Below are 16858 nucleotides of genomic sequence, written 5' to 3'. Positions count from 1 at the left end.
TGTTGTCTTGGAATTTGATGGTCTATTGCAGAAAATTGAAGTCCTTTTGGCCCTGTAGTTCAATGGATAGAATAGAAGTTTCCTAAACTTTAGATCTAGGTTCGATTCCTAGCAGGGCTACTTTTTCTTAAACGATCTTCATAAAGAGGGTTTCCTAAAAGTTAGATAAAAAGCGCATGAACTCTTACGGCCATAGAGAGAGTAAGGCGTTGTGTTGTTCTTGATGCTTCTTAGGAATATCTTCCTTAAGCCTTATTAGATTCTGCAATTTCCACTGAACAGAAGGAAATTGCTCAAAGTTATAAATGCTCCAGTCTGGCTCTCCTTTGCTGAAACCTAGTAGGAATTGTTTGTCCCGGTCATCCAGAATTTGTTGAATTGCGCCAATAAGCTTTTGCCTGGTACTTTCATACTGATTATAGGGGAATAGCTCGGCAGTCATGCCCTCAAATTGGTTGGCCATTGCCGCCCGTTGATCGAGCAGGTTAGGGTTAAGAAGTTCATGGATTGGTCTTTTACTACTAAGAATGGTCAGAATTAAACCAGGTTTGATTTCCTCGGTCAGCCCCTCATTTTCCAGAAGTAGTTTGATATCAAATATATCTCTTGGATGCTGCCTATCTAGAGCTGCACAAATCTTGCCTCCATAAAGCTGGCTAAATGGAACTACTGGTACTTCGCAAAATGCATCAAACTCCTCCTGGGCTCTATCACATAGAATCCGTTTTTCAGGAGTATTGAGAACACCCCTGTTGATGGAGTTTACTTCAATTTTGATTTGTGCACCTTGATTAGATATCTGAAGTTTTGAATCGGCACTTTGATGTATTATAAAAGCTTTAGGAATAGCCTTTTCTACATTGCCCTTTATCCTAATTAGTGCGGTTGAAATATTCTCCAGAGAGGTTTGTCTATCCTCAATAGGAATATAGGTTAAGTCTATGTCAACTGATAATCTGGGCATCTCCCGGACAAAGAGATTGATGGCTGTTCCACCATGTAGGGCGAAGCAGTCTTCTTTGGCTACCTCCGGAAGAACCTGAAGTAAAAGATCGACTTGTCTTTTATATTGATCCCTCATTTTCTAGTGCTTGTGGTACGGTGATTTGATACTTGGGTACGTAGACCCCATGCCTTACCAGGCTTCTTTTACCCTTTCCCAGATCTATTTTGTCAAGCTGAAGATGATTGAACCAACTATGTCCCGATTTTTCAGCTAAATAGAGGAACAAACGTTTAACCTTTACAGACGAGCAGCTTTCCAGCAGTTGCTGCACCTGTTTAGGCCTCAGATTATTCAATGACTCCATGAGTTGGTAGCATTCTACCAGATCTTGCTTTTCCGGACTAAGGTATAGACACTCCAAAATTGCCCTCGCAGGGCTCGAGACTTTTATAGTAAACTCTTTTACTTGAAACTCGATGAGTCCATGTTTACTGTCCAAAAATTCAGTAGAGAAGTATTTAACTTGGCTTTCCCAGTCATATTTGCGAAACCAGGTAGGTATATTTTCTCCTTTGGTACCGAACAGATAAACCTTTTGACTGGAAAGCTCTAAGTAATGTGCTTTACCTTGCATGGCCAGGGCTGTTTTCCCCCCAAAATGTGTAGAAAGGCCTAATTGAGTTTGAAGCGAATAAAGAGCACCAGATATATCTACATGATCTCCGGTACGTATCATTGCTCCTGATCCTATAGATTCTAACCATTGACTTGCTCTGTATCTTCTTTGTAGGTCGAAACTATATCCCCTATCCACAAGCCATGAGGCAAGAAGTACAGTGCCTCTAGGTTGTATTTTAAGAAGTTGGTTTATTTTAGATGCATTGCTAGTACTCACAGTACGAATATATAGTTTATTTTAAACCATTGCTAAATGGTAGTTTATAAAATTTTATATAACCGTGCTTATAGTACGAATATTTACATAAAAATAAACCTTTCTATTAGTTGGTATTGTGGCTGATGTGGTCTAATTGAATTGAATCGTTGACGATATTATTTTATAAATTTATGATAACTGATTGATGTATAGGTGATTGCAGGCTCCTGGCGGGGGCACTTTTTATTTCTTGGAGTATGAAGATTGATTTTAGACTTCCCTATCGTAAGAGAAATCTTAAGAATCTGTAGGCCAAATTAAATGCTTATGTTTGGCGGTCTGTTCAAGGTGTTTTAAAATTTAATCATGTTCGAAAGCAAAGAATACCCTGCCTCTCTCGATGAAAGCCAGTTTGAGCTATGGCTGGAACAGGGCCGTGAAAGCAAACTGAGTTATGAGTATATGCTTATTGTTTGGGACGATCTGGAGGCAACCTATCATCCGGAATATGTAGAGTCAAGAGACCTTATCAACAAGCATCCTTTTTGGGGGCAGGACTACGGCAGTTCGGTAACTATTGCGGTGTATGACCTCTACTCCGAAGCGCGAATTAGTATTTCTGATTGGCAAACCTCACAAGGCTTTTAGTTTCTGCTATTCGGCCTTCATTACAATAACCTGAAAGACAAGGGTGGAGTAAGCGGGTATGTTTTTGGTGCCTTCAGAACCATAGGCTAACCGATGGGGTATTTTTATAAAACCATTGTCGCCTTCGTTAAAGTGCTTCAGGCCAATCACAAACCCGTCAATCATGTTGTGTTTTTCCAGGTTAACCGGAATGGGCGTATTAGAATATAGTGAGCTTTCAATTTCAGTTCCATCTTCTAAATAAATTGCGTAATGCACTATATAATTGGTAAGGTCGCTACTGGTTTTTGGCGAGTTGTTTCCTTTTATTTTGTAGAAGGAAACACCTTCTTGGAGTTCAATCCAGTTCATTTTGGCAAACTGCTCAACCCTCATTTTTGCCATTAGTTCTTCAGGTTTTTCATCTTTAGTCAGCTCCCCATTTTCATTCCATTCGCGCAGTCTTACGAGCACTCCATTTTCGTTGTACTTTTCTTGTTTCTTTTTTTGGCCATTCTCATACCAATAGGTATGTGTGCCTATTTTTTTACCATCGGCCATCCGGCCCTGGTATTTTTTTTCTCCACTGGGGTAGTGCTCCACGGTTTTTTGGGCCAATGCCGGGCTAAGGGCAAGAAAAATCAGCAGTAGGGTAAGGGGAGTAACTAATCGCATTTCCAAATCTAAAATATATTTCTCTACCTTTGCATTACCGCAAGGGTTTCATGCTGAAGGTTTCGGTATGAATTAAAAGGGAATCAGGTGAGAGTCCTGAACAGTCCCAGCTGCTGTAATCCCATTTTTAGGTTTTGTTGAAAACGCCACTTTCTCGATATATCGGGATGGGAAGGCCGACAAAATAGGGAAAGTCAGAAGACCTGCCATTGTGAATGTTCACTAAAACGCTTTCTGAGGAAAAGCCTATAGTATGAAAAAACTGATCTCTATTCTGAACCACCGCAGGGCGGTATATACTTTGCCGTGGTTTGCCGTTTTTCTGTTATGCTTAAGCTGCGGTTCGAGCGATTCGAACTCTAAAGCTTCTGGCCTATTCGATCCGAACAAAGATTATTTCCCTGAGAAAGTAGCCATAGACTATGCCATTGGCTTTGATGTACAATACCATGGCCATTGGAAAGAGCTTCAGCTTTTTAGGCACTACAATGATTTTGTCGATACAATAGTCTATGCCCTAGTGCTGAGAGGCACCCCGGCACCAGCCGGCTTTGCGGCTAATCGTACCCTTGAGGTTCCGGTGCAGCAATTGGGGTCACTTTCAACAACCCATCTGGCCATGTTTGAAGTGCTAGATGCTTTGGACCACCTAAAAGGAGTAGAAACTGCGCAGTATGTTTCAAGTAATACGATTCAACAACTTGTTAGCAAAGGAGAGGCCATAGAGCTAGCCCCTTCCGGCATGCTCAATACAGAAATTGTGCTTGCATCCGGTATTCAGGCATTGTTGGGAGTGGGTTATCCTAACTCTCAGAACGATAACTACCAGGTGTTAGAAAGTGCGGGCATACCCGTGTTGCTCAATGCCGATTGGCAGGAAAAAGACCTTTTGGGTAGGGCAGAATGGTTAAAACTGGTGGCTGTGTTGTTGAACAAGGAGAAAGAGGCCAATGCCTACTTTGAAGAAATAGTAAAGGAGTACCAGAGCGTCTTAAACCTGGTTGAGAATGAAGTAGAAAAATCTCCCCTTACCATTACCGGAATTGCCAACGGAGATGCCTGGTATGTAGCCGGAGGAAATAGCTTCACCTACAGAATGTTGCAAACCGCCAAGGTAGCCTATCCGTGGAGCAACAATGAGTCTACGGGAAGTATCAAGCTCGATTTTGAAACGGTATATGCCTATGGTCTCAAAGCCGACTACTGGATGGTGCCCAGCAATGCCAAAACACTCGGAGAGGTGCTTCAAAGAGATAGTCGCTATGCAGACTTCAAAGCATTTAAAACCGGCAAGGTATACAATGTATATGGCAAATATACAGAAGGTGGAGGCAACGACTATTATGAGTCAGGCATTGTTCAGCCACACGTCATACTCAAGGATATCGTAAAGATTTTTCATCCACAGCTGCTACCCAACCATGAGTTGGTCTATTACGCACCACTTCGTTAGTCAATTTTTCCAGTCCTATGATGTATTCCAAACCCCTTGTTAGCCTTAAGGCTTTCTTACTGCTTCTGGCAGCAGTGATAAGTCTTTTTTTGCTCAATCTTGCTCTGGGTTCAGTGTCTATACCTGTAACTGAAGTAGCGAGAATTCTTTTGGGGTTTGAGGTAGACAATGAAGCCTGGCAAAATATTATCCTCAAAATCAGGTTACCACGAACAATCACCGCAGTGCTGGTGGGAGCAGCGCTTTCGGTTGGTGGGCTTCAAATGCAGACACTCTTTAGAAATCCGCTGGCAGGACCATCGGTATTAGGAATAACAGCAGGAGCCAGCCTGGGAGTAGCGGCTATAATGTTGGCGGCCGGCAGTGCTACTACCGCTTTTGCCATTCGTTCCCTCGGTATCGGAGGAAGCTGGCTGGTTGTTCTGGCGGCATCCATAGGTGCTTTTCTGGTATTACTCATCATTTTGGCCATCTCCTATAGAATTCGTGACAATGTTGTTATGCTCATTGTCGGTATCATGGTGGCCAACATTACCATAGCGGTAGTAAGCATATGGCAGTACTTCTCCGATCCGGAACAAATACAGGAATATATACTCTGGACTTTCGGTAGTCTTGGAGGAGTTACTAACCACCAGCTTGGTGTTCTGAGCCTTATTGTGGCTTTGGGTATTGTGGCCACTTTTCTTCTTTCCAAAACACTCAATGTGCTGCTTTTGGGAGAAGACTATGCACAAAGTATGGGGCTTAATGTGCGCATCTCCAGAATGCTCATTATTGCGGTAACCAGTGTTTTAGCAGGAGCTATAACCGGTTTTTGCGGACCAATTGGTTTTGTAGGAATAGCGGTTCCCCATTTAACCAGAAGCTTCTTAAACACATCGGACCACCGTGTTCTGGTGCCATGTTGTGTATTGGTTGGTGCTATTCTTATGCTGCTTTGCGACATTATTTCTCAGGTGCCGGGTAGTTCTACGGTGCTACCGGTCAATGCAATCACCGCTATGATTGGTTCTCCAATAGTCATCTGGATCATTGTGAAAAGAAGAAACCTAAAGTCGAGTTTTTAATGAAAGAGCAGATACTAAGTACTCGGCAGTTGTGCGTAGGCTATGCTTCCAAGGCAAAAACAAGCAAGGTTCTGGAAAACCTGAATCTAACGCTCGGCCGAGGAGAGCTTACCTGCCTTTTGGGTCCCAATGGTAGTGGCAAATCTACGCTCATAAGAACCATTGCCAACATTCAAAAACCGCTGGAAGGAGAAACCTGGCTCAACGGAGCAAGGCTTTTAGAGGTGTCGGCCAAACAGTTGGCCAGGCAACTGGCGCTGGTACTTACCGATAGGGTTAGCCCTGGTAACCTCACTTCCTATGCACTGGTTGCCCTTGGGCGCTTTCCATATACCAGTTGGATGGGCAACCTTACCGAAGGCGACAAAAAAATAATTCGATGGGCTTTAGAGGTGACCGGAACACTACCTTTTGCTGATAGGCACATTGGCGAATTGAGTGATGGTGAAAGACAAAAAGTAATGATAGCCAGAGCATTGGCTCAGCAAACCGACCTGATTATTCTGGACGAACCCACCGCTCATTTGGACTCTCCTAACCGAATAGAAATTTTTCATTTACTCAAATCGCTGGCCAGAGAGGCCAATAAAGCAATTCTTCTTTCTACACACGACATCGAATCGGCCATTGGTTATGCCGACAGACTATGGCTTGTTCATAGCCACTCGGTAGAAGAAGGTACTCCCGAAGACCTGGTGTTGAAAGGGAAGCTGGAAAAGGCCTTTGCCCGCGAAGGGTTGGTTTTTAATCATGAATTGGCACGTTTTGAAAAGCCTTTGGTCTTACCGGGTCTGGAAGTAGAGGTAGAAGGTGCTCAACCCGGTGTTACCTGGACAAAGAGAGCCTTACAAAGAGCAGGTCATCAGATTGCCGAAGGCGAAGCCCAAATAGTGATTAGGGTAAACAAGCACAAAGAGACATGGACATGGACTCTTGATGCAAAATCGTTTAAAACTGTTGAAGAACTACTTAAACAACTAGATAATCTATATGGAAATGAAATGGACTAAAATTCTCGGATTGGGCGCTCTACTGGCAGTTTCCGGCCACACCATGGTTGCTCAGGAAAACAAGGCCAAGGACCTCGGTGAGGTTGTGGTAACCGGCAATCGTTTTGAGACACCAATCGAAAAATCCGGAAAAGTAATTTATAAGATTACTGCCAAAGATATTGAGCACATGGCTGGCCGCACCGTAGCCGATCTCATTAATGCACTTCCGGGGATCAACGTGAATGGTGTTTTTGGAACTCCTGGTAGCAACCTGGAATATAGCATAAGAGGAGGCCGCAATCGCCATACACTAGTGCTCATCGATGGGTTGCCCATTAATGATGCCTCTTCAATTGCCAATGACTACGATCTCAGATTACTCAATGCCAGCGCCATTGAATACATAGAAGTACTCAAGGGAGGAGCCAGTACGCTTTATGGTACCAATGCTGCTGCGGGTGTGATTAATATCAAACTAAAAGAGGCCAATGGTGACTCACCAAAAGCTACGCTTTCTCACGATGTAGGTTCTTTCCGTACAGCAAACTCCAACCTTACGGTTCAGGGCAAAGAGGGGAACCTTAGTTATTTGGCCGCAGGGGGAATTTCAACCAGCGAAGGTATAAGTGCTGCGGAGGATAATGACCCCAATCTGGAGTTTGGGAATGACGGATTTTTCAGGTACTCCGGCCGCACCAGATTAGGCTATCAGTTCAATGAATCCTTTAAGCTAGAGGCCAATCTGGCCTATGAAAACATGGAAGCGGAGTATGACAACGGAGCGTTTTCTGATGGAGACAATCGTTTCGATATTAGACAGGTGAGTTTTGGGGTTCATCCGGAATACAAGTACGATGGAGGTACCATAAGTCTCAAAGCCAACTTCAACCGAATCAGAAGAGAGTTTATTTCGGCCTTTCCTTCAGTAGCAAAAGGAAAAAACCTGCAAATGGACTTAAACAACCAGTATGTAATTGCAGGTAAAATAAAAACCATTGCCGGAGTGCAGTATCAGTCTTACGAATTCGAAAATGGTGATGAACAGCCCGGCCAGTCAAATATAGACCCTTACGTTAACGCTTCAGCCGACCTCACTGAACGGCTTACTCTCAATGCCGGTCTTCGCTTAAACAACAACAGCGAATATGGAAGCAACCTTGTGTACATGATTAATCCTGTTTATACCTTCAATCTGGATCAGGAAAACAAGTTAAAGCTCTTTGGTTCTTACTCAACAGCTTTTGTTGCTCCCAGCCTGTTTCAATTGTTTGCCAACTTTTACGGAAACCCAAATCTTGAAGCCGAATCTACCGAATCGTTAGAGTTTGGTATCTCTCTCTATTTGTCAGATAAATTCACACTCAATGCGGAGTACTTCAACAGAACGGAAGAGAACGCTATCGATTTTGTTTCTCGCTTCGACAATCAGGGCAACTACATTGGCGGTGGTTATGAAAATGTGACGGGAGAGCGTAAAATTGATGGTTTTGAAGCAGATATTACCTGGCAAATAATTGAGCCATTACAAGTTTCAGCTCACTATGCCGACTACAATTTTGGAGACCCCTCGCAGTTTTACAGAATACCCAGTCAGAAGTACGGACTCAGTGCTACCTACCGTTTTCAGCAAGGAACCAGAGTTGGTGTAGTTTACAATCGTTTTGGCGAACGTCAGGCGGCTATTTTCTCCGATCCTTTTTTAGTAGAACTAGAGGCATTCAATATGTTGGACCTCAACATTTCTCATGAATTATTTGGTGGAGATGTTCTCCTATCGGGAGCAGTATACAACCTTCTGGACGAAGATTTTGTGGGTACCTATGGGTTCACTACCCGTCCGGTTAATTTTTCGTTGGGAGTAACCGCTCGGTTTTAAGTGAGCCGATTGTCGTCCAACCCTAGCTGGCCTTTCCTCTGCTCATGGAGTGGAGGAAAGGACAGCTACCTTGCCTACTGCAAAGCGCTCACCTCAGGGGGCTGCCCCAAAGTATTGCTCAATGTACTCAACGAATCAGGAAAACGCTCGCGGTCTCATGGTATTCCCAGAGAGCTATTGCAAATGCAGGCCATGAACATAGGGCTACCTATAACTTTTATTGAGACAGAATGGACAAACTATGAGAGCAGGTTTGTGGCCAGGCTTCAAGCCGTGAAATCCGAATATGATCTTACCCATGCCGTATATGGCGATATAGATATAGAGGAGCATAGAAGCTGGGAAGAAAAAGTTTCTAAAGCGGCCGGGCTTCAGGCCTATTTACCATTGTGGAAAAAGGGCAGAAGAGATTTAGTACTGCAAATGCTCGAACTGAATATGCAATGCCTTATAGTCTCGTGCCAGGAACAATGGGCCGATGCTATTTTGGGTAAAACCATAGACCATAAGCTGCTGAATAAATTTGGGCAGCTGGGTATCGATGCCTGCGGGGAGAATGGAGAATATCACACCTTTGTAGTGAATGGCCCCTTGCACAACAGTAAAATGGAGCTGACCATAGGGGGTGTTGAATACCATAATGGATACGCCTTTTTAGAGATAAGCTGAACAACCCGAGACATGGAGCAGATAAAAGCCTTTTTTAATTGGAGTGGAGGAAAAGACAGTGCCCTGGCACTCTACCGTGCCTTGCAAGACCCTCAACTAAACATAAGTGCTTTATTAACTACAGTCAATGCTCAAACCAGGCGTATTTCTATGCATGGAGTAAGAGATGAACTATTGAAAACTCAGGCCCAAGCCATAGGACTACCCCTTCGCATAGTAGAATTATCGGCACAAGCCACTATGCATGAATATGATTCCCTCATGCAACAGCAACTCAAGGCTTTTAAAGCCGAGGGAATAAGTACTTCTGTTTTTGGAGACATTTTTTTAGAAGATTTAAAGACCTATCGAGAAAACAAATTGCAACAGGAGGGCATGAAGGCTCATTTCCCTCTATGGCAACATCATACCCCTACACTAGTCCGTGAGTTTCTGAGTCTGGGTTTTCGCACAATCGTGGTAGCCGTAGACGGGCGCAAACTTGATGCTTCTTTTGTTGGCAGAGAGCTCAATGAATCCTTTCTGAATGATTTGCCCGCCAACGTAGACCCTTGCGGAGAAAATGGAGAGTTTCACACCTTTGTATTTGAAGGCCCACTTTTTAAAGAACCCATTGCCTTCGAGAAGAAGGAGGTAGTGGCCAAAACGTACGACATCAACCGACAAATAGGCGAAAAAGCTACATATTACTTTCAAGAGCTGATTCCTGTCTTGTAGTATGCAGTCAGGCAACCGTTTTTCATTGTAGCTTAGAGGTCAATAAGCCGACACTTTACTGGTCGCATTTAAGTCTGTCGCAACCACTTACTGCGTATATCAGTTATCCTTTCAAATGAGAGTTATGAGAAACAAGAATATACTCCTTCTATTGGTGATAATACTGTTAATGGCCTGCACCGGTAAGCAGAATAGTTTTGCCAGCGCCAACGAACAAAAGCCCAATCACTCCCTGTGGACCGACTTACTTCAAAAACACGTGAATAAAGAAGGTTTTGTAAACTATAAGGGCATGTTGAAAGACAAAGATAAACTCAACGCCTATACCCGGGAACTAAGCAACAACCCTCCATCTGCCAGCTGGACCGACAAAGAAAAACTGGCCTATTGGATCAACGCCTATAATGCCTTCACGGTGAAGTTAATTGTAGACAACTACCCCATTGAAAGCATCAAAGATTTGAACCCAACCTTAGCCATACCTACCGTAAACACAGTGTGGACAAAAAAGTGGTTTCAAATTGGGGGTGAAGACTTTAGCCTGGACAGAATAGAACACAAAATATTGAGAAAAGACTTTGAAGAGCCAAGAATACACTTTGCAGTGAACTGTGCTTCCTTTTCCTGCCCTCCCTTAAGAAACGAAGCTTTTGTGGCCGAAAAAATAGACCGGCAACTCGATGAACAAGCTCGCCAGTTCATCAACGATTCGGTGCGAAACAAAATCGCTAAAGACAAAGTTACTATCTCACAAATTTTCAACTGGTTTAAAGGAGATTTTACCAAAGGACAAAGCCTGATAGAGTTTTTGAACCGATACGCCAAGACCAAAATAAATGCCGATGCCGATGTAAATCATATGGATTATAACTGGACGCTAAATGAAATTAAATAGTTGAAAGTAGAGTGATATATTGTTTAAGAAAGACCGTAAGACCTGCGGTCTTTTTTCATGCTTTTATTTCTTATAATTGTAGCTTTCGAAAAGGTCGAAACGAACTATGCATAACAAAAAATGGCTGATTTCAGCACTCTTTTTACTAGTTGCGGTTTTCCTGTTCACCGCAATAAAAAGAAAGCCCAATACCCCGTATAAGCCTGAATCAATCACTGAAGCACCTGCCCGGGTGCCTCTCACTAATAAGCACTCCAGCCTTCCTGCTCTCGCTCCAATGGACTCTATGGTAAACCGGGTTATGCGAAACCTGCGTATTGAAGGAGCCACGGTAGCACTGGTTAAAGACGAGCGACTGGTATATGCCAAAGGTTTTGGATATGCCGATAAAGAAAATAAAGTAAAAGTTGAGCCCTATCACCGGTTTAGAATAGGCTCTGTTTCCAAACTTATTACAGCCATTGCAGTGCTCAAATTGGTAGATGAAGGCAAACTCTCCTTAGATGACTATGTGTTTGGCGAAAAAGGAATTCTAAAGGGGAAACCTTACGATAAGATACAGAACCGGAACGTATATCAAATTAAAGTAAAGCACCTGCTCAATCATACCGGGGGCTGGAGCCTCATCACCTACGGAGACCCTATGTTTATTCCCCATAAAATCCACAAGATGGATAAGGTGAGCTACCCCATAGAGTTCGATGATGTGGTAAGGTTTGTACTCACAAGACATTTGCCTTACAGGCCCGGTACACGCTTCGACTATTCCAATTTTGGTTATTGTCTTTTGGGCAGGGTTATAGAGGAAGTAACAGGCGATGACTATGAAGAATGGGTAATTGACCATATTTTGGAGCCCAACGGTATTAAAAACATGGCCATTGCCGGCAACTTTGAGAAAGACCGTAAGAAAAACGAGGTAAAGTATTACGACTACAGTGTAGACAACCAACAACTGTCATTTACCGGCTCCGGTAAAATGGTGTATAAGCCCTATGGTGCCGATGATATTGAGATGCTTGGACCTGCAGGTGGCTGGTTGGCCAACTCGGTAGACTTAATGAGGGTGCTGGTGTTGGTAGACGGTTATTCAAGAAGATACAAAGACATTCTTAGCAAAGATCTGATTAACAAGATGGTCAATGGAGTAGGAGGCATAAACCAGCCACTTGGCTGGAGAAGCACTAGAGGAGAGCACTGGTGGAGAACCGGAACACTTTCCGGAACCTCGGCCCTGCTTACCCGCGATGAAAAAGGATACTCATGGGTAATTGTGGCCAATACTACTCCACGAAGAGGGAGTTTTCCGGGTACCAGCCGATGGGCCATTCGGGAAGGAATAAAGCTAGTGAAAAGCTGGCCCTCTCACGATTTGTTCGAGGTATCAGAATAGGAAAAGCCAGTCTTTGCAGACTGGCTTCAACCAAAATTAACCCTAACTAAAACTGTGTTTTTTATTCCGCCAGGCGGTAGTATTTTTTGCTGCCAAAACTGGCTAAGTAGTCAGCTTTGTTCACCAAGCCTCTCAAAGAAGAATCTGTTGTAGGATTGCCAGAGGCAAGAAGTTCACCATTGCTATCGAAAACCTTCACCCCTTCAGTAGATTCTAAGGCAAGTTCTTCCAACACAATTTCTTCCAGACTCATCTCTTCTGCCTCATTGAAAGAAGCCTCAATTTCTAGCAAGGTGCTGCTTTCCAGTGCAGACATTCTAAGGTCTGCTTTACCGGGTTTATCAGCACTTGCCTGAAACAGAGTGACCATGGCTAAAGCCATTGCAATTAGTGAGCTGATGTTCTTGATTGTTCTTCTTGAGTTATTTTGAGTATTGACCTTTGAGCTATTCATGACCGTATTGTTAATGTTGTTTTTCATTTTTTGACCTATGCCACTATTTAGTCAAGCGCTGTGCCAATACTTGCAAGTCACTGAAAATCAACGCTTAATAAATGATTGTACGATTGTGAACGAAAAATTGTGTACGATTATCGTACACCCTTTGGTTGAAAATAGTACACAACTGTCCGGGTGGGCCGGCTAATTGTAGGTGACGGCATTAGGTTTTTTGTGTTGAAAAGGACACGGTCGGTTTAGAGGAGCAATCAGCACTATTCAGATTCCAACTACCCTTTTAGCCGATTGTTTAGAGCCTCATAAACCTAGAGTAACTCATTCGCTAAGTTGGCCAGCTCCGATCTCTCACCTTTTTCAAGTGTAATATGAGCGTATAAAGGGTGGTCTTGTACCCTGTCAATGAGATATGAAAGCCCATTGGATTGAGAATCGAGATAGGGCGTATCTATTTGATGAACGTCTCCGGTAAACACAATTTTGGTGTTTTCACCGGCCCGGGTAATAATAGTCTTGATTTCGTGCGGTGTAAGGTTTTGAGCCTCATCTACTATAAAGAAGATATTCGAGAGGCTTCTACCTCGAATATAAGCCAATGGGGTAATCAAGAGCTTTTCCTTATTCACCATTTCGGTAATGGCCTTAAACTCTTTGTCCGTTTCCTTATACTGGTTTTGAATAAACTTTAGATTGTCCCAAAGAGGCTCCATATAGGGGTTCAGCTTAGACTTAATGTCTCCCGGCAGGTACCCTATATCTTTGTTGCTCAAAGGTACTATGGGCCTGGCCAGATATATTTGTTTGTACTCTCTGCGCTGTTCCAGGGCTCCGGCAAGGGTAAGCAACGTTTTACCGGTACCCGCCACTCCCTGAATAGTAACGAGCTTTACTTCGGGGTTCATAATGGCATGAATGGCAAAGGTTTGCTCAGCATTTTTGGGCTTTATTCCGGATACAGGTCGTTTATCTACTTTCTCAATGGTTTGTTCCATTGAGTTATAATAGGCCAATACCGAGTTTTTATCGCTCTTGAGTATAAAATACTGATTGGGCTGCGGCTTCTTAGATTTAAGAACCTCTTTGGGTGCTAAAGTGCCATCTTCATACAAATGATTGATGAGTTCAGAGTCGATCTTCTCAATTTCAATCTTGCCTTTGCGAAGTGAATCGACATTTTTAATTTTTCCGGTTTCGTAGTCCTCGGCCGGTAAGCCAATAGACTTGGCCTTCATGCGCAGGTTAATGTCTTTAGATACCAATATAACCTTACGGTCCGGATGTTCCTCCTTGAGTCGCAAAGCTGCATTGAGTATTCGGTGGTCGTTCTTTTTTTCTCCAAAAATCACATTAGCATCGAGGGCACTTTCACCGCTTCCGGCCTCCATTACTACCTTAAAACTGCCGCGGGTTTTTCCATTTAGAGGAATCCAGTCCTGGAGCGACTTGTCTTTAGCCAGCTTGTCGAGCAAACGAGTAAACTCGCGGGCTTCAAAGTTTTTGGTGTCGTTTCCCTTTTTAAACTGATCCAGTTCTTCAAGCACGGTAATGGGGAGCCCAATGTCGTGCTCCTCAAAATTCATGATGGCAATGTGTTCGTAAAGGATAACGGAGGTGTCTAAAACAAATATCTTCCGGTCGGTCTTCTTCGCTCTCGGCATACTACAATTTGGAAATCAACAATGAATAGAACGTTGTTTTAAATTAGTAAATATTCGGAGCAAACAAGCATATCGATCACTATTAACATAGAAATAATTTGACCTCGTCCAGCCTGTATACCTGCAGCCTGCTGGCTGCGTGAGGCCAGACTCATGACGAGATATAGTTTTGAATTTCTTTGATAGCGTTTTCCATCTCAAACTCAATCTGTTGATTATTAGACCTTAGAGGGTGGTAGTCAAACTCCTTCAATTCTTTATCTCTGATTCTGTTATTTGATGGTCTTCTTTACCAAGGAGATGGTTGAGTTATGACGGTTTAAGTAATCCTTGAAGTTTGCGATTCTCTTTAAAATGAAAATCAGTAAGACAATGGGTAATAGAAGTCCAAAAAACAATAGAGAGATGGATTTATTGAATAGGAGAACATCTGGTCTCCAATAATTTTCATAGAGGAAACTCACGAGAAGGTAATCAGAAAGAAGGAATATGCTCACGAACAGAATCATCCAGAAAGGGTCAATTACAGCATTTAGTGCCTTAATTCGAACGGGCCGTTTCTCACGGCACTTTGAACAAACCAACTCTAACCTATCGCCCAATTCCTGCTCAAGTAAGAACTTCGATCTCACCTTGAGTTTTGTCTTAGAGGTTCTTCCGCAACTTTTACAATCAAACTTAAACTTGAACAGGAGGCCAATGTCCTATCGTTTTTTTTAACCCTCCCTTGCTAAGGAGCTCGTGGAGGCTAGAAGCTCAGTTTCTTCCAGGCATTTCTTAACAACAGGGTAGCTGCCAGAGCAATGATCAATAGCACTACGGCATTCAGGGTTTCGCCATAAATGAACATGCCAACCGAGAAGAGAGCAGCATATACGATGATAATTCCCAGGAAGATTGCCAAAAGGTCTACGCTAAATTTACCGGTGCCCTCAGCAGGTTTCTCACCTCTATCAAAGGCTTGTTTTTTCAGCCCGTTCCAGCCAATGCCGTAGGGTTTTACCAAATTGAAGAATTGTAACAAGGTTTGGTAATCGGTGGGTTTGGTAAGTAGTGTTACACTCACCCAGGCAAGAGTAGTAATGCCTACGCTAAGCAGCAACTGGTATTCGCTGGGAATAGAGGTAAGAGACTCAGGGCCAAACTTAAATAACAGGGCCAGGATAAATGAAACCACCATTCCTGCAATTTCTGAATAGGCATTAATTCTCCACCAAAACCAGCGTAAAATAAAAATAGAACCGGTACCGGCACCAATGGATAAGAGAATCTGGAAGGCATCGTAGGCACTGGTGAGTACCAAAGCAAAAAGGCCCGCCAGAACCATAAGCACCACAGTAGAAATACGCCCTACATTTACCAGTTCCTTTTCTGTCGCATCCGGTTTTACAAACCTCTGATAAAAGTCGAAAGCTACATATGAAGAGCCCCAGTTGAGGTGGGTTGAAATAGTAGACATATAGGCCGCAATAAGCGAAGCAATGACAATACCCAAAAGTCCTTTGGGTAAAGTAAGCAACATGGCCGAATAGCCTAGGTCATGTCCGATCTTCCCCTCACTAATTGAGGGAAAGGCCTCTCGAATTGAGGCCAAATCGGGGTACACTACCAATGAGGCCAAGGCAATCAATATCCAAGGCCATGGCCTAAGGGCATAGTGCGTTATGTTGAACAGAAAGGTAGCCGAAACGGCATGCTTTTCATTTTTTGACGAAAGCATTCTTTGAGCAATATAGCCTCCTCCGCCAGGTTCAGCTCCGGGATACCACACGCTCCACCATTGAACCGCCAGCGGAATTACTAAGAGGGTAATGAAGAGCTCACGATTCGAAAAACTTGGAATTAAGTTGAGCTTAGAAGCAACCTCCGGTTTTTCCAACAAGGCAGTTAGGCCGCCAACTTCAGGTAGGTTAACAATGTAAATGGCTGCCGCCACCGAGCCCACCATGGCCACTAAAAATTGCAGGAAATCTGTGAGTATTACCCCACGAAGCCCGCCAAGAGAACTGTAGGCTACTGTGATTACCGAGGCATATACCACTGTTTTCCAGGGCTCCAGCCCAAACATAACTTCTCCTATTTTAATGGCCGCCAAAGACACTGAGGCCATAATCATTACATTAAAGAATACACCTAGATAGATGGCTCTGAAGCCTCTTAAAAAGGCAGCTTCTTTGCCGGAATAGCGTTTTTCGTAAAACTCCAGGTCTGTAAGAACCCCAGATTTACGCCACAGTTTTGCATAAATGAATACCGTGAGCATACCGGTAATAAGGAAGGCCCACCAGGTCCAGTTGCCGGCCACACCGTTTTGTCTTACAATATCTGTCACCAGATTAGGCGTATCGGCCGAAAATGTTGTGGCTACCATAGAAACACCCAGCAACCACCACGGCATATTACGGCCCGATAAAAAGAACTCTTTAGAAGACGAACCGGCTTTGCGAGAGACCTTTAAACCAATGGCCAAAAAGACAAGAAAGAAAAGAACAATAATGATCCAGTCGATGGTGGAAATATTCATAGCTGCAAATAAAAAGTGGTTGGCCTTTT

The 16858-nt window shown here is 43.4% G+C and carries 15 protein-coding genes, 1 tRNA gene and 1 riboswitch; of the genes, 10 read left to right on the top strand and 6 right to left on the bottom strand.

What is annotated here, in order from left to right; translation table 11 throughout:
* The first annotated feature begins 48 nt into the window (after window positions 1-48).
* A tRNA-Arg gene (locus IE164_RS02225) sits at window positions 49-120 on the top strand.
* Between the two features lie 64 nt (window positions 121-184).
* Here IE164_RS02225 and IE164_RS02220 read toward each other — a convergent pair.
* Both IE164_RS02220 and IE164_RS02215 read right to left on the bottom strand, forming a co-directional pair.
* Entirely contained in the window at window positions 185-1081 is an 897-nt protein-coding gene (locus IE164_RS02220) for a nucleotidyl transferase AbiEii/AbiGii toxin family protein (protein WP_189628550.1), read from the bottom strand.
* On the bottom strand, window positions 1065-1841 hold the full coding sequence (locus tag IE164_RS02215; RefSeq protein ID WP_189628549.1) for a type IV toxin-antitoxin system AbiEi family antitoxin: 777 nt from the start codon (window positions 1839-1841) through the stop codon (window positions 1065-1067). The genes IE164_RS02220 and IE164_RS02215 overlap by 17 nt, the downstream gene beginning before the upstream one ends.
* 348 nt (window positions 1842-2189) lie before the next feature.
* Here IE164_RS02215 and IE164_RS02210 point away from each other — a divergent pair, with 348 nt between their 5' ends.
* Window positions 2190-2471, top strand: coding sequence for a hypothetical protein (locus IE164_RS02210; protein ID WP_189628548.1), 282 nt, complete (start codon window positions 2190-2192; stop codon window positions 2469-2471).
* 6 nt (window positions 2472-2477) lie between these two features.
* Here IE164_RS02210 and IE164_RS02205 read toward each other — a convergent pair whose 3' ends face one another.
* The gene (locus IE164_RS02205) at window positions 2478-3125 is read right to left on the bottom strand and encodes an FKBP-type peptidyl-prolyl cis-trans isomerase (RefSeq protein WP_189628547.1); all 648 of its coding nucleotides are present in this window, start codon (window positions 3123-3125) and stop codon (window positions 2478-2480) included.
* Window positions 3126-3151: 26 nt separating this feature from the next.
* Window positions 3152-3350, top strand: a riboswitch (cobalamin riboswitch).
* A 28-nt stretch (window positions 3351-3378) separates the two neighbouring features.
* Between IE164_RS02205 and IE164_RS02200 the strand changes: the two genes are divergently transcribed.
* The 8 genes from IE164_RS02200 to IE164_RS02165 all read left to right on the top strand — a co-directional run bounded on the left by IE164_RS02200 (window position 3379) and on the right by IE164_RS02165 (window position 12190).
* A complete protein-coding gene (locus tag IE164_RS02200) occupies window positions 3379-4578 on the top strand; it encodes an ABC transporter substrate-binding protein (protein ID WP_189628546.1) in 1200 nt (399 codons plus the stop codon).
* Window positions 4579-4595: 17 nt separating this feature from the next.
* Window positions 4596-5648 (top strand): FecCD family ABC transporter permease, encoded by a 1053-nt coding sequence (locus tag IE164_RS02195; protein WP_229838489.1) that lies wholly within the window; start codon window positions 4596-4598, stop codon window positions 5646-5648.
* Entirely contained in the window at window positions 5648-6658 is a 1011-nt protein-coding gene (locus IE164_RS02190; RefSeq protein WP_189628545.1) for an ABC transporter ATP-binding protein, read from the top strand. Before IE164_RS02195 ends, IE164_RS02190 begins: the two co-directional genes overlap by 1 nt.
* On the top strand, window positions 6645-8516 hold the full coding sequence (locus tag IE164_RS02185) for a TonB-dependent receptor plug domain-containing protein (protein ID WP_189628544.1): 1872 nt from the start codon (window positions 6645-6647) through the stop codon (window positions 8514-8516). Before IE164_RS02190 ends, IE164_RS02185 begins: the two co-directional genes overlap by 14 nt.
* Complete coding sequence (locus IE164_RS02180; RefSeq protein WP_229838488.1) at window positions 8517-9185, top strand: Dph6-related ATP pyrophosphatase; 669 nt, start codon at window positions 8517-8519, stop codon at window positions 9183-9185. It abuts the gene before it with no gap.
* Between the two features lie 12 nt (window positions 9186-9197).
* Entirely contained in the window at window positions 9198-9902 is a 705-nt protein-coding gene (locus tag IE164_RS02175; protein ID WP_189628543.1) for a Dph6-related ATP pyrophosphatase, read from the top strand.
* A gap of 124 nt (window positions 9903-10026) precedes the next feature.
* Complete coding sequence (locus IE164_RS02170; RefSeq protein ID WP_189628542.1) at window positions 10027-10797, top strand: DUF547 domain-containing protein; 771 nt, start codon at window positions 10027-10029, stop codon at window positions 10795-10797.
* A gap of 106 nt (window positions 10798-10903) precedes the next feature.
* Entirely contained in the window at window positions 10904-12190 is a 1287-nt protein-coding gene (locus tag IE164_RS02165; RefSeq protein WP_189628541.1) for a serine hydrolase domain-containing protein, read from the top strand.
* A gap of 61 nt (window positions 12191-12251) precedes the next feature.
* Here IE164_RS02165 and IE164_RS02160 read toward each other — a convergent pair whose 3' ends face one another.
* From IE164_RS02160 to IE164_RS02150, 3 genes are all read right to left on the bottom strand, one after another.
* Window positions 12252-12671: a hypothetical protein gene (locus tag IE164_RS02160; protein ID WP_189628540.1), complete on the bottom strand. Its 420-nt coding sequence runs from the start codon at window positions 12669-12671 to the stop codon at window positions 12252-12254.
* A gap of 284 nt (window positions 12672-12955) precedes the next feature.
* Window positions 12956-14305, bottom strand: a complete 1350-nt coding sequence (locus tag IE164_RS02155) for a PhoH family protein (protein ID WP_189628539.1) — start codon at window positions 14303-14305, stop codon at window positions 12956-12958.
* A gap of 748 nt (window positions 14306-15053) precedes the next feature.
* The gene (locus tag IE164_RS02150) at window positions 15054-16829 is read right to left on the bottom strand and encodes a sodium:solute symporter family protein (protein WP_189629266.1); all 1776 of its coding nucleotides are present in this window, start codon (window positions 16827-16829) and stop codon (window positions 15054-15056) included.
* Between the last annotated feature and the right edge of the window lie 29 nt (window positions 16830-16858).

The organism is Roseivirga thermotolerans, assembly GCF_014653175.1.
Lineage (GTDB): Bacteria > Bacteroidota > Bacteroidia > Cytophagales > Cyclobacteriaceae > Roseivirga > Roseivirga thermotolerans.
This window is presented reverse-complemented; position numbering and strand designations above follow the sequence as displayed.

Excerpts from the sequence above, each read along its gene's own strand:
- IE164_RS02220 (WP_189628550.1), bottom strand. The coding sequence starts at position 1,081 with ATGAGGGATCAATATAAAAGACAAGTCGATCTTTTACTTCAGGTTCTT.
- IE164_RS02210 (WP_189628548.1), top strand. The coding sequence starts at position 2,190 with ATGTTCGAAAGCAAAGAATACCCTGCCTCTCTCGATGAAAGCCAGTTT.
- IE164_RS02205 (WP_189628547.1), bottom strand. The coding sequence starts at position 3,125 with ATGCGATTAGTTACTCCCCTTACCCTACTGCTGATTTTTCTTGCCCTT.
- IE164_RS02200 (WP_189628546.1), top strand. The coding sequence starts at position 3,379 with ATGAAAAAACTGATCTCTATTCTGAACCACCGCAGGGCGGTATATACT.
- IE164_RS02195 (WP_229838489.1), top strand. The coding sequence starts at position 4,596 with ATGATGTATTCCAAACCCCTTGTTAGCCTTAAGGCTTTCTTACTGCTT.
- IE164_RS02190 (WP_189628545.1), top strand. The coding sequence starts at position 5,648 with ATGAAAGAGCAGATACTAAGTACTCGGCAGTTGTGCGTAGGCTATGCT.
- IE164_RS02185 (WP_189628544.1), top strand. The coding sequence starts at position 6,645 with ATGAAATGGACTAAAATTCTCGGATTGGGCGCTCTACTGGCAGTTTCC.
- IE164_RS02175 (WP_189628543.1), top strand. The coding sequence starts at position 9,198 with ATGGAGCAGATAAAAGCCTTTTTTAATTGGAGTGGAGGAAAAGACAGT.
- IE164_RS02170 (WP_189628542.1), top strand. The coding sequence starts at position 10,027 with ATGAGAAACAAGAATATACTCCTTCTATTGGTGATAATACTGTTAATG.
- IE164_RS02165 (WP_189628541.1), top strand. The coding sequence starts at position 10,904 with ATGCATAACAAAAAATGGCTGATTTCAGCACTCTTTTTACTAGTTGCG.
- IE164_RS02160 (WP_189628540.1), bottom strand. The coding sequence starts at position 12,671 with ATGAAAAACAACATTAACAATACGGTCATGAATAGCTCAAAGGTCAAT.
- IE164_RS02155 (WP_189628539.1), bottom strand. The coding sequence starts at position 14,305 with ATGCCGAGAGCGAAGAAGACCGACCGGAAGATATTTGTTTTAGACACC.
- IE164_RS02150 (WP_189629266.1), bottom strand. The coding sequence starts at position 16,829 with ATGAATATTTCCACCATCGACTGGATCATTATTGTTCTTTTCTTTCTT.